Raw genomic sequence first — 10,756 nt, 5'->3', positions numbered from 1 at the left:
TCATGTTCTCTAATTAATTAAATTACTCATTTTTCTATTCTCCTTTTATAAATTTCTTTTCCAATAAAACTCCAATTTTAAGTTGTTACCTTTTCAAAAAGTTCTTCACAGAATTTAATTTCTTCAGCATCATCGACAGATACAATTAATCCGTAATTAGATTTGATAATATATAAAATTGCATCACAGACTTCTGCTCTATTTCCAATAACAACTTTTACATTTTGTTTTCGCTTATCAGATATATTGTCAATTATCTTTTTTGCATCTTTTGTAGTCACTCCACAATAACCTGTTCTCGCTTTCTTTTTTAATATTCCAGTTAATTTTATTCCAGGAGTATAAATGACACCCTCTGGCCATTGGTCATATTTATTTCCATCAAGATCTTTGAAATCAAGTGGCGAACAAAACATCATTTCGTCCCATATCTTTTTTTCATTTCCTGTATCATTTACGCCAAGAAATTCTTTAAATAATCTAAGCATTTCTTTTTCTTCCGGAAAGAACATATCAATTACCTTACCTTTGAGCCAGTATTCAAAATTACTTATCAGCTGCCCAAATCTCCAATCTGGAACATTTCCTTTCCATATGCTTTTAAATTCATCACAAAATTTATCAATTCTCTTAGGATCTCTCAATCGTTACCAAACTCCTCTCTTATAAATGTTCTCAATGCTTCTCTTGATACATAAGCTATATGTGGTTTATCAATTCTCTTTTTACAATCTTCTAGTGTATTAAAATAATATGCGCAACTTAAATATGGGACATACTTACCATCAATACAGTAAATTTTATTTCCTTTATATTTTTCTACAAAATATTGAGCTTCCCATTTTTCTTTACACTCATTATTACAAACATAAATATTTTTATGGTACTTCGGATCATAAGTCTTCGAGCAACCTTTATAAAATGCTGGCATCTCTTTTCCACATACTATACATATACTTACTGAATTAATCATTCTCTACCTTCCCAACATCATTAAAATAATTGCAGCAATCAAAAATATATGAGATGTAATTAAATAAATCGCCCTAAGTTTTATTTCTGTACTTTTTACATTATTTTCCATATAAAAAATAACAAAACTAATAATTGCACATGCTATAGATCTCATTTTCCACCTCCAAAAAACATATAATCCATTAATATAAATGCCAACGGCACTACCATCGTAGTCAAACAACAATATTGCTTTGTAGCTGCTACAGATATTGCGGTAACAATACTGCAACAGATCCATATCATTATGTATACAATTGCTCTATTCTTTTTCATGCAATTTCATCCTCGCCTGGAATCTTGAATACTCTATCTGTATAGTAAATAATCTTAGGTGGTTCGTCTCCATCGCCATCTACAATTTGTGCACTGCAGCTTTCACCAATTTTTCTTTCAAGAATCATGAGAATTTTTTCAACATCTTCCTGCTTTTTGAATACACCCACAGAAAAATTATCAAAGTACAATATATATTTCTGTTTTCCGTTATCAATTATTCTTCCAAAATGAACATTTGTTACGTTATTTAGGTTGATAATTTTATCTCCCTCTTGTGTTCTAACAAACATAATCATTCTCCTTTCTTTACACCATATCTTTTATCTTTAATTTCCCTTGATTTACAAATGAATTTTGAGTATTCATCGTAGTTTTCAAATGTTCTGTACTTGCAGTTATAGACATCAAAACACTGCTCTCCATTTGCAAATTCATAAGCATTTGTTGAAACCACAATATAAAATTCGATTCCCTTTGTCTTACAATCTTTTTCTATTATTGAAAACAGTTTATTCTTAATTTCTTTTATACCATCAATGCTCAATCCACTATCTGCTGCATCAAAGAAAGCCCATAACTCTTTATTTTCTTTTGTTAATACACTTGTTACTGCTCTACCAATTTTTGCAGCATAGTTTCCAATATTCATTAGAATATTTTCACCTTCACTTGACATTACGGCAGTAGCTAAAAATGAAAAATCTCCTATATATCCAGACCAGCTTCGTGCGTTTTCTCCACCATCAAAAAGATTATCAAAACTTGTATATATAATTTTTTCCTTGTCTAATAGCCTTTTTAATTGATTGATCAATGTTGTTTTACCAGATCCATTACATCCAACCAGGACTGTTAATCCAGGATCAATTTCTATATTTGCCTTCCGGTATAATATTTGATCTTCTTCCCAATAGTTTCGGATAATTTTAAATTTCCTGCTCAATACGTCACATCCTTTCAAATTGACTTATTAAGTCATCTGTTAACTCATTCGTGTATTTAATATTAATATTCTGAGGATTTTGTATACTTTCTGACACTGCAACCATTCGCTCATATAATTTAGAGGACGTATTATTAGATATGATCATTTGTACAACGGCTAACTCATTTTTAATTTGCCTTCTTTTTTTCCTTATCTCAGATAATTTCATTCTCTCCTTATATGCCATAGATGCATTTGGATGCTCATTACTTTCAATAACATGCAAGAAAACATCCTGTGCCTGGTCTATTAGGCTTAATTTCTTATATAGATATTCCATTCGCTCTCTTGCTTCCTCTTTAATTCCATTACAGCTATGTAACTTTTTAAGCCAATTATCTATGTTGTTGTTATGATCTTCTTCTTTAGTAGTTGACTTATTCTCAATTTTTACTTCTTGTTTTACCTCTGGTTTCGCTTCTACGATCAAATTTTCTTTCAATTCTGTATAACAACCGGTTTTCTTAGCATGTTCTGCAGCTCTTTGAAGTATCTGCTCTTGCTTAATTTCGCATTCCGTTTTTCCTTCAATCAGAGGCTCAATTTCAAACTTATATAACCGCATATTTTTCGGTGGATTTTTAATAAGATTTTTGGCTTTCTGATCATCGAAAACTTTTGCTCTAACTTTAGATCCAAGCTTCATTTTGCTTTCGCTATCAATATATACATACTGATAGTTATACTTAATTAAACAACTCACATATTCTCACCTACCTTATATAAAAATAGAGTGCCAAGTTTATTCCTGACACTCTACTCTTCTTATTTAATATTTAATTTAATCTCATTTTCTACTCTGTCTTCTCTGTTTCTGTCTTTCTTTTCGAATTCTGTTTTTAGCTTTCTGATTTCTACGAATCTGCTCTGCTTTTTCTAATTCTTCATTTTCCTGTAAAAATGTCTGTACCATATTTTTAAGATACTTAATGTATTTATCAAGTGCAATACCGGTATTCTTATGTAATAAATATTTTGCAGTTATTTTTGTTTCAAAAGAACTCATATCAGACTCAAACGGAAAATTAAATCTTTTATAAATTGCCTTTGCAGCAATAATATTGAATGCTACACTTGGATCATACTTATCATCTGCAGTTGGTTTTGCTTTAATTTTTCCAACGCTATCTCCAAAATCAACTACAATTGTGCTAGTCATTGAATCATGATAAACTTTTTTAGGAACTAAAGTTTGTTCGTGTCCACCTGTAAATCCAATTCTTGCATTTAATACGTTTCTTTTATTTTCGTATTTCTCTTTGATCTGCTGCTCCAATGGTTTCTTTTCATATTCCTTTTTATGCATAATCTTATCCTCACTTTTCTTTTCATCGTATAATTTTAAATATTTTTCATTTACAATCTGTCCATAACCATCTTTACACGCTCCATTACAATCATGTCCACCAATATTTTCTTCAAATGCAACTTTATAAGACATACTTCCATTGTCCCAACTGGTACAAGCACCACATATTGTTCCAACCAAATTAAAAAGATCTTTTTTTGCACTAATACATAGATATTCCATCTCCTCTTTATGTGCAGTTACAATAACTTTATCTCCAATTTGAAATTTATTCATAAATGATCGTCCTTTCACTTTTAAAAATTCTGTTTCATACTTCGTATAATCAACACCAGGAAACCTAGTGCCTTTTACTGTTGTTACTCCAAATTTCCGTTGCACTTTTTTTCTGTATACGGACGCCTCCAACATTTAGCCATAATAAAATTCTCCTTTTATCTTATAATCCATAATCTTCCAAATTAATATATTCTAATGAATCTACGACTTTTTTGTTAAAAAACCAATTTGTCCAAATGTTATTTCCCCAATATTTTTCATCATATACTTCTACGTTCCATTCGTATACTTTTTGGATTACGTTTGCCTTTGAAACGTCCTCATAATTACTTGAAACAGTCTGACATTGTTTTACAAGTGATTCATATTCAAGTTGTTTTGTATAAATTTTTTTATTTGTATTACAATGTGTAATTATCATATCAGGTACACAAATAATCGTTCCTAAAATTGATATAGCAAATCCAATAACACAAATAGGGAATACCCATTTACTACTTATATCATCTATAGTTCCCAGAAGTGTAAATGTTGTACATAATATAATAATCAATAGACATATAATAATCATAAAATCACCTCAAATCATTCCACATTCTCCCATTTGCAGAGCACAGATTTTCCTGTGCTCAGTTCATCAAGTTCACTTTTCTTAATATAATTCCAAGCATAATATCTTTTACCGCAAATCAAACACTCCATAGTCTCAAGTCTCATAGGAAATCCACTTTGATCAAACTGGATTACGTTCGATTTTGCGACAATTACACTTTTGGGATGTCTACAAAATATAGCCATATTTATCACCACCTACCTTATGCTGTCTTATTTTCTTTGTATGCTAAATATGAATTAAAGTCTTCTTTCATATCATTAAGAAGTTTCTGAACATCATTCTCTGGTTTTGTACACTGGAAAGCATAATCTTTAAACCAATTAAGAGCATCTGTATTTGTATCATTATCATATGTATATTTTACGAATCCTACCATTGCAGGAACGTATTTTGCCTTGAGAAGTGTAGTACCGGCTGGAAGCTCCAGGCTCCATTCATTTACTTCATCCAGATACAGATCTACATCTTCAATGTTATTCTCTGTATACTCATCAGCTGTAATAAATTCCTGAATTGCTTTATCAGAAAAATCTGTCTTTCCACATACTGTCATAAGTGTCTGCGCAGCAATACGATCAATGTCACTTCCCATTGGAACTCCAAGTGCTTCCATTAACTCTGTGTTTTCAAATTTTGTTGCAAATGCATCAAATCTGTCAGTTGTCTCAAAAGATTCAACAATATCTTCCTTATTAATAGAGAGGAAATCCATCATAAGAGATTCAAGAATATTGAGTTTTCCAAATACAACTCTCTTATCCTTAGATGATCTGTTGTCGCCATCAATACTCTCAAATGATTCTCCATTAATTTCTTTTCTATAGAGTTCTTTGTACTTAAACTCTCTAATAAAATCTGCAAATCTTGAATCTTCTAATCCAAGTTTTGTAAATTTTGCAAAAAGAGCAAGCCAGATAAATGTATGTTTTGCATTGAATACTGAAACAATGTCAAAATCTTCGTTTTCAAGAACATAAATTCTATCAAGATATGTACGAAGTTCTTTAAACTCTTCTTCGGATGCACTTTCGCTTAAGTAATCGCCTACTTTAATCTGAGTTTTCTTCCAATTATCTGGGTGATAAATAAGCATGATTGACTCTGCAACAATTCGGTCAAGAGTACCGTTTCTCTTCTCATTTGGAGTATAGTTATCAAACTCATAAAAGAATCTACAATCTGTATCTTTTGTAATGTTCTTCATCCAAGCTGCAGCACTTCCCATATGAGTAGTTGCCTTCTGGATTGTATTCATGGGTGTTTCAATATTAAATCTCTGCATATGAATCTGAACTTCTTCGCTTGTACACTCATAATATTCGTCAACATACACTTCATAATTATCAAAACGATCCTTTAATTCTTCTGGCAGATCTTTGTATTTCTTTCCAACCATATTGAATTCAATAATGTCGTAAATGTAATTATTATTTTCATCTTTTTCAGGTTTGCCTTCGGAATTTCTTCTTAAAGATCTGTACTTGATTATTGGAACTGGTACATTACGTCCAATTCGGAACATATTTTCTCTAAACTCATGATATGTAGTATAACGATTTCCGCCATCTGTAAGCCACAATACAGAATTACCATCATCAAAAACCTCTTCACAGATTTTTAAAGGATCAACCTTCCAACCATGCATTGCAGTAACAATAAGAAAATCTTTTTGATACTGTTTCCAAATTGGAGATCTCTGAAATGGATTATCTCTTCTTACCTCACCTCTTTCAAATCTGCGAATCAGCATATTAATGCTATATGTTTTTGATACAGTCAGTTTTTCATCTAATCCTTTCATTATCGAATCCATCCTTTCAAAATATTTGTGTTCTCAGGGTTTCTCATTTCTGTTAAATTATCAAAATACTGTTTTGAAGTTAGACCAAGAATACTTTGTATCTCATTTGGTTTATATCCATTTGCAAGTAATTTTGCAATTTCTCTTTGTGTTCTACTCAATCTGTTGATATAAACTTCTAATCTTGAATCTTTTTTATTCTCAAAAACTATTTCTTCAACAGATTTACCACCAGGTATAACATCTGCATATGTAGGTTCTGAACCTTCTTTTATTTTGTCGTCTAAATTTACAAACTTTACTTTCACGCTTTTCTTAACTTTCTTACCATTTTCATCACGTTTTTCAGGATCCCAATTTCCATCACCACCGTGTTTAAGGTTATTTATATTGTAGATATAACTGATGAAATTTAACTTAATACTTGTATTGACATATTTTCTAATATCATCGAGTTTTTGCCCCCCTTTTTCAGATTATAGGTATTTAAACTTTGCAAGATTGTTAGACCTGCAACAGATTCAAAATCATCTCTGTAATAAAAAGGTACATCGTTCCATATCTGAGATAAAATCTTATTACATATTGACTTTAATGCCTTTCTGTCTTTTTCATAGTAATAATTAACTATGTAATTTTTTTGTTCCTGATTAAGATATACTTTTTCTTCACTATCTACTCCCATAATTTTCATTCTCCTTTAACATTTGAAATTTTCGTATACTAAATACACCATTTGCTTCTAAAAAGAGAATGAAATTATTCTTAAAAAGATAACAATTCCATTTTTAGCAAATAGCATATTTAATATACAGTTATACTCACGGAATTTCTCTTACAGAATGGCAAGAGATTAGAATTGGAAAATATTGACATTTCCATTGAATTGCTACATAATATGTATGTATCCATCCGTGGGTACAGAAAACCCTGTCCTATCAGCCGACGGTCGCCAAACTTTCTGCTGGTAGGGCATTTTTCTTTATAAGATCAATGTCGATTAAAAATCAGAACATTTGTTCTTATATGTATTTGATTATACCACTTTATTGTACCAATAAAAAGGTATAATTTAACATTTTCGAACTTTTGTTCGATTTTTATTCAATCAGAACAGAATAACAATAGAGCTACATTGAGAAAATTTAAATTTCCCTTTGATTCCATGAAGCTCTATCTTCCTGATATATTCAGAATCGCTATAAGTAATAATCTTTGCATTCTGAATATTTTTTTCTACCCTCCTCTTGCCAATTTTCTTAGATTTTGAAGATATACCTTTCTTCTTGTTATAGTACATTGCACAAACTTTACTTCCTACAATCCCTTTTATAAGTTCCATTGCCTCCACCTTATTCAATTCGCACATATTTGCCCCTCCTTAACCAATTTACAGAAAAGCTGTGTAATCTTGGTCCATAATGGATTTCCATATCTACTTTTTCCAGTAAGATTAGCCATATATGTTCCAATAATTCCATCTTTATCTGCGGTATTATCTACTACACCAATTTTCTGTTTAATACGCTGCTTTGAAATCTGTGTAATAGTCTCCCCTAATACCATCGAATCAAATTTCAACCCATTCGCATTATTCTTCCTAATTATGTAATGGGTTGGCTGATTTGCTTTCTTAAGTTCCTTTGTAAGCGCCATTACAAGAACAGTTGGACTGTGAATGTTGCCGGTATCATTTTGAATGATTATCACAGGTCGTATACCTTTCTGCTCAGATCCTATGGTTCCTTTACCAGAAAGATCAGCGTAAACAATATCAAACTGTTTGTATTCGTCCACTACTTCTCACTTCCTTTCATTTTTAGTATAAAAAAGACACCACATAATGTGATGTCTAAGTATAATCATTATATTTTCATTCTGTTTCTGCAATATCATAATCAGATCCAGCAACAAACTCTCCATCTTCATCTGAATCAAAATACTCTAATGCATATTCTTCAATATCATACATTCCATTCGATTCTTGATAACTGCATTTGTATTTTTTCAATGCATCTAAAGCCTTTTCTTTCTCATCTTCATTCCATCGAGAAATCTCTTCTGCATCAGAATCATTTCCCCATATTGTATCACCAGGCTCAAAATTTTTATATTCCCTTGTCGTAAGGAATGCCGTTCCTTTTAACAACCTAATTGTATTATAGTAACTCATAATTTCCTCTCCTTTATCAAGTCTCATCCAATCGGTGGTTTATCCAGCATGTGCCATTCCCAATCAATTGGAATTACTTCATCTGCCGTTTCCATTACTGCACAATCCTTATCACAACCATCTTGTACACAAGAACAAGCCATTTTTGTCTTCTTCATTTCACCAGGATAACCGTCATACTGAACCAACCATAGTCCTCTATAATGCATTCGCTTGCAAAGTCCATATTCATATTCATATTTTGTTTGCCTTATTGGTGGCTCTTCCATAGCGTTATCTCCTTTGCTCTGTTAAAATAGTATTCTGTCTTTTTTATCAGAATACAGGTGATATTCAGGTTCATTATATATAAATGGGTCGCCATATTCATTATAAGACACTAACGTTGCAAACCTAAATTTACTTTCATCTGGTGAGTATTTACGTTCCCAATCTATGGTTTCTACCTGTTCTTTAAATACCATTTTTTTATATAATTCACTTTTAAGGGCAGCCATTATAAATTCATCATTGAAAATCACATTATTATTATGTTTATCCAAATATGTAAAATTCTTTTTTATTACAATAGGATGAAACACATCATATATTATTTCATACACTTGATAAACAAATATATTATTTAGTGTATTTTTATAAAAATTTTCATATTCCTCAAATGTTCTGACAGGTTTTCCACTCATACACCACTTATGAAATTCATTAAATACTTTGTGAGCTTCACATTTCATTTTAAAAAGATAAATTTCATATTTATCTTCTGCAGGCAAAAGCCCATCAACGACTGCTAATAAAATATTTTCTTTATCTTTCTCGGTTAACTTGTTCTTTTCAACTATGCATTTATCGTATATAGTCATCAGCTGTTCTAAGTATTCTGCTTTCACGAACTAATACCTCCGATTAAATATCTGTTTTATTAATCAATCTGCATCAATAATTTCTACCGTAGTTCTTAATATTTGCGATTTTTTCTTGATAATTCTAAAAAACAATGTATATATTTCTCCGTCCTCATCTTCTACTGAAATTTTTCGGTTTCTTAAAATTTCAGAAATGTTTCCAACGCCATTCCAAATTTTACCAATAGGATATGTGTCTCCAATATGCATATCATGCCCTAACTGAATGCAATATGCATATTCTGCTAATATGCCAGATGTGTATTCATCATATAATATTCTCATATGTCGCCTCCGTTCAAAATATATATGTCGCAACCCATCTCTTCGCACTTGCAAGAGATTTACATTCCGCCAATTTTGTATTACAGTTCTTTCCACTGTATACTCCAAACTTCTCACCTTCATCGTCGATCCAAACGAATCTTCCATAATCCGGATGATTTATTTCAGCAGCCCATTGAGTTGGATTTCCGTTGTCATCGTCACACTCGTGAACTATGTTCCATTTTAATCTTGCCATCTTATATCTCCCTTCAAATCGTCATTTTATATTATAATTTTTCCACAGAGTCTCCACTAACTTCATCTAGCCATTTAAGCCAATCTTCATAATTACTTGGATATTTCTCTGGATTTATATTTATGTCATTTAATAGATAAGCCATTTGCTCTGTTTTAAATTCCCTTATAGCTTGAGATTTTGTATTGATTCTTCCATATTCGTCTATCATTTTATATCTCCTTAAAACATATCAATTACCACATGATACGGATCAATGGTCTCAGCAGTAATCCAAAAGTTCCCTTCTGGCTGTATTAACTCATTACAATTTTGGTTATACAATTGAAAGTTGTCGCTAAGAAAATGTACCGGTATAACCAATGTTCCTGCAGAAACCATTGTGATTGACTTTTCTGTAAGTTTATATTTGTGCTGTCTTTTGCTTCCAATTCGTTCTACAACGACACCAGCCCTATTTGACTTTAAATACATTTTCTACCTCCATAGAAGTTATAAAATACTATCTTGTATATACTTTTGATTTTCATTTGCATTAATTAATTTGCCAGCAATATTTGTTTTCTTTATATTTTCTTTTACATTTTCCATATATTCATAAACATAATCTTGTGCTAAACTTATTTTATCTTCAGACACGCCATAATTAACACAAAATCTAGTACCAAAGTCATCTATACCTATTTCTGAAAAATCTTTATTTCCACCATCGCTTACTTCTGTATGCTCAAATAACTGTTCAAATAATATTTTTTTCAAATATCTATTAACAGGATCAATAAAATAATATGAATCAATAATATGGCTTCCTTCTAACTTAAACCACTCTCTATATTTACTTTCTTTTATAAGACCGGTTAATATAATTTTTATTA

The 10,756-nt window shown here is 31.1% G+C and carries 22 protein-coding genes; all 22 read right to left on the bottom strand.

Annotated features, from left to right (window positions below; genetic code table 11):
- Nucleotides 1-77: 77 nt before the first annotated feature.
- A complete protein-coding gene (locus DW904_RS21810) occupies nt 78-644 on the bottom strand; it encodes a hypothetical protein (RefSeq protein WP_118584235.1) in 567 nt (188 codons plus the stop codon).
- Entirely contained in the window at nt 641-973 is a 333-nt protein-coding gene (locus tag DW904_RS21805) for a hypothetical protein (protein WP_118584234.1), read from the bottom strand. Before DW904_RS21805 ends, DW904_RS21810 begins: the two co-directional genes overlap by 4 nt.
- Before the next feature lie 3 nt (nt 974-976).
- Nucleotides 977-1,129 (bottom strand): hypothetical protein, encoded by a 153-nt coding sequence (locus DW904_RS23200; RefSeq protein ID WP_202187808.1) that lies wholly within the window; start codon nt 1,127-1,129, stop codon nt 977-979.
- A 157-nt stretch (nt 1,130-1,286) separates the two neighbouring features.
- Nucleotides 1,287-1,583, bottom strand: a complete 297-nt coding sequence (locus DW904_RS21800) for a hypothetical protein (RefSeq protein ID WP_118584233.1) — start codon at nt 1,581-1,583, stop codon at nt 1,287-1,289.
- 2 nt (nt 1,584-1,585) lie between these two features.
- On the bottom strand, nt 1,586-2,236 hold the full coding sequence (locus DW904_RS21795; protein ID WP_202187807.1) for an ABC transporter ATP-binding protein: 651 nt from the start codon (nt 2,234-2,236) through the stop codon (nt 1,586-1,588).
- Between the two features lie 4 nt (nt 2,237-2,240).
- Nucleotides 2,241-2,981 (bottom strand): hypothetical protein, encoded by a 741-nt coding sequence (locus DW904_RS21790; protein ID WP_118584231.1) that lies wholly within the window; start codon nt 2,979-2,981, stop codon nt 2,241-2,243.
- An 84-nt stretch (nt 2,982-3,065) separates the two neighbouring features.
- Complete coding sequence (locus DW904_RS21785) at nt 3,066-3,863, bottom strand: hypothetical protein (RefSeq protein ID WP_147422366.1); 798 nt, start codon at nt 3,861-3,863, stop codon at nt 3,066-3,068.
- Between the two features lie 163 nt (nt 3,864-4,026).
- Entirely contained in the window at nt 4,027-4,437 is a 411-nt protein-coding gene (locus DW904_RS21780) for a hypothetical protein (RefSeq protein WP_118584229.1), read from the bottom strand.
- A gap of 14 nt (nt 4,438-4,451) precedes the next feature.
- Nucleotides 4,452-4,664 carry a hypothetical protein gene (locus DW904_RS21775; protein WP_118584228.1) on the bottom strand — a complete coding sequence of 71 codons (213 nt, stop codon included), beginning with the start codon at nt 4,662-4,664 and terminating at the stop codon, nt 4,452-4,454.
- 17 nt (nt 4,665-4,681) lie between these two features.
- The gene (locus DW904_RS21770; protein WP_118584227.1) at nt 4,682-6,283 is read right to left on the bottom strand and encodes a hypothetical protein; all 1,602 of its coding nucleotides are present in this window, start codon (nt 6,281-6,283) and stop codon (nt 4,682-4,684) included.
- Nucleotides 6,283-6,591, bottom strand: coding sequence for a hypothetical protein (locus tag DW904_RS21765; RefSeq protein ID WP_118584226.1), 309 nt, complete (start codon nt 6,589-6,591; stop codon nt 6,283-6,285). Before DW904_RS21765 ends, DW904_RS21770 begins: the two co-directional genes overlap by 1 nt.
- 104 nt (nt 6,592-6,695) lie before the next feature.
- Nucleotides 6,696-6,968: a hypothetical protein gene (locus DW904_RS21760; protein WP_118584225.1), complete on the bottom strand. Its 273-nt coding sequence runs from the start codon at nt 6,966-6,968 to the stop codon at nt 6,696-6,698.
- Between the two features lie 423 nt (nt 6,969-7,391).
- Nucleotides 7,392-7,652: a hypothetical protein gene (locus DW904_RS21755; protein WP_118584224.1), complete on the bottom strand. Its 261-nt coding sequence runs from the start codon at nt 7,650-7,652 to the stop codon at nt 7,392-7,394.
- Nucleotides 7,640-8,080: a type II toxin-antitoxin system PemK/MazF family toxin gene (locus DW904_RS21750; protein WP_118584223.1), complete on the bottom strand. Its 441-nt coding sequence runs from the start codon at nt 8,078-8,080 to the stop codon at nt 7,640-7,642. The genes DW904_RS21755 and DW904_RS21750 overlap by 13 nt, the downstream gene beginning before the upstream one ends.
- 76 nt (nt 8,081-8,156) lie before the next feature.
- Entirely contained in the window at nt 8,157-8,456 is a 300-nt protein-coding gene (locus tag DW904_RS21745; protein ID WP_118584222.1) for a hypothetical protein, read from the bottom strand.
- 23 nt (nt 8,457-8,479) lie between these two features.
- Nucleotides 8,480-8,725 carry a hypothetical protein gene (locus DW904_RS21740; RefSeq protein WP_118584221.1) on the bottom strand — a complete coding sequence of 82 codons (246 nt, stop codon included), beginning with the start codon at nt 8,723-8,725 and terminating at the stop codon, nt 8,480-8,482.
- A gap of 21 nt (nt 8,726-8,746) precedes the next feature.
- Nucleotides 8,747-9,343, bottom strand: coding sequence for a hypothetical protein (locus DW904_RS21735; RefSeq protein ID WP_118584220.1), 597 nt, complete (start codon nt 9,341-9,343; stop codon nt 8,747-8,749).
- 36 nt (nt 9,344-9,379) lie between these two features.
- Nucleotides 9,380-9,643, bottom strand: a complete 264-nt coding sequence (locus tag DW904_RS21730) for a hypothetical protein (protein WP_118584219.1) — start codon at nt 9,641-9,643, stop codon at nt 9,380-9,382.
- Between the two features lie 13 nt (nt 9,644-9,656).
- Nucleotides 9,657-9,881 (bottom strand): hypothetical protein, encoded by a 225-nt coding sequence (locus DW904_RS21725; protein ID WP_118584218.1) that lies wholly within the window; start codon nt 9,879-9,881, stop codon nt 9,657-9,659.
- Between the two features lie 31 nt (nt 9,882-9,912).
- Nucleotides 9,913-10,092 (bottom strand): hypothetical protein, encoded by a 180-nt coding sequence (locus tag DW904_RS21720; RefSeq protein WP_118584217.1) that lies wholly within the window; start codon nt 10,090-10,092, stop codon nt 9,913-9,915.
- A gap of 11 nt (nt 10,093-10,103) precedes the next feature.
- Nucleotides 10,104-10,355: a hypothetical protein gene (locus tag DW904_RS21715; RefSeq protein WP_118584216.1), complete on the bottom strand. Its 252-nt coding sequence runs from the start codon at nt 10,353-10,355 to the stop codon at nt 10,104-10,106.
- Nucleotides 10,356-10,373: 18 nt separating this feature from the next.
- The coding region (locus tag DW904_RS23195; RefSeq protein ID WP_202187806.1) for a hypothetical protein at nt 10,374-10,756 on the bottom strand (383 nt) is incomplete at its 5' end.

Origin of the sequence: Ruminococcus sp. AM42-11, assembly GCF_003480145.1 — a bacterium.
Taxonomy (GTDB): Bacteria; Bacillota; Clostridia; order Lachnospirales; family Lachnospiraceae; genus Blautia_A; species Blautia_A faecis.
The sequence above is the reverse complement of the archived record's forward strand: the minus strand, read 5'-3'. Positions and strand labels throughout refer to the sequence as shown.

Bases quoted from the DNA above. Each gene is read 5' to 3' on its own strand.
- DW904_RS21805 (WP_118584234.1), bottom strand. From the start codon at position 973: ATGATTAATTCAGTAAGTATATGTATAGTATGTGGAAAAGAGATGCCA.
- DW904_RS23200 (WP_202187808.1), bottom strand. From the start codon at position 1,129: ATGAGATCTATAGCATGTGCAATTATTAGTTTTGTTATTTTTTATATG.
- DW904_RS21800 (WP_118584233.1), bottom strand. From the start codon at position 1,583: ATGTTTGTTAGAACACAAGAGGGAGATAAAATTATCAACCTAAATAAC.
- DW904_RS21785 (WP_147422366.1), bottom strand. From the start codon at position 3,863: ATGAATAAATTTCAAATTGGAGATAAAGTTATTGTAACTGCACATAAA.
- DW904_RS21780 (WP_118584229.1), bottom strand. From the start codon at position 4,437: ATGATTATTATATGTCTATTGATTATTATATTATGTACAACATTTACA.
- DW904_RS21775 (WP_118584228.1), bottom strand. From the start codon at position 4,664: ATGGCTATATTTTGTAGACATCCCAAAAGTGTAATTGTCGCAAAATCG.
- DW904_RS21770 (WP_118584227.1), bottom strand. From the start codon at position 6,283: ATGAAAGGATTAGATGAAAAACTGACTGTATCAAAAACATATAGCATT.
- DW904_RS21760 (WP_118584225.1), bottom strand. From the start codon at position 6,968: ATGGGAGTAGATAGTGAAGAAAAAGTATATCTTAATCAGGAACAAAAA.
- DW904_RS21755 (WP_118584224.1), bottom strand. From the start codon at position 7,652: ATGTGCGAATTGAATAAGGTGGAGGCAATGGAACTTATAAAAGGGATT.
- DW904_RS21745 (WP_118584222.1), bottom strand. From the start codon at position 8,456: ATGAGTTACTATAATACAATTAGGTTGTTAAAAGGAACGGCATTCCTT.
- DW904_RS21740 (WP_118584221.1), bottom strand. From the start codon at position 8,725: ATGGAAGAGCCACCAATAAGGCAAACAAAATATGAATATGAATATGGA.
- DW904_RS21730 (WP_118584219.1), bottom strand. From the start codon at position 9,643: ATGAGAATATTATATGATGAATACACATCTGGCATATTAGCAGAATAT.
- DW904_RS21725 (WP_118584218.1), bottom strand. From the start codon at position 9,881: ATGGCAAGATTAAAATGGAACATAGTTCACGAGTGTGACGATGACAAC.
- DW904_RS21720 (WP_118584217.1), bottom strand. From the start codon at position 10,092: ATGATAGACGAATATGGAAGAATCAATACAAAATCTCAAGCTATAAGG.
- DW904_RS21715 (WP_118584216.1), bottom strand. From the start codon at position 10,355: ATGTATTTAAAGTCAAATAGGGCTGGTGTCGTTGTAGAACGAATTGGA.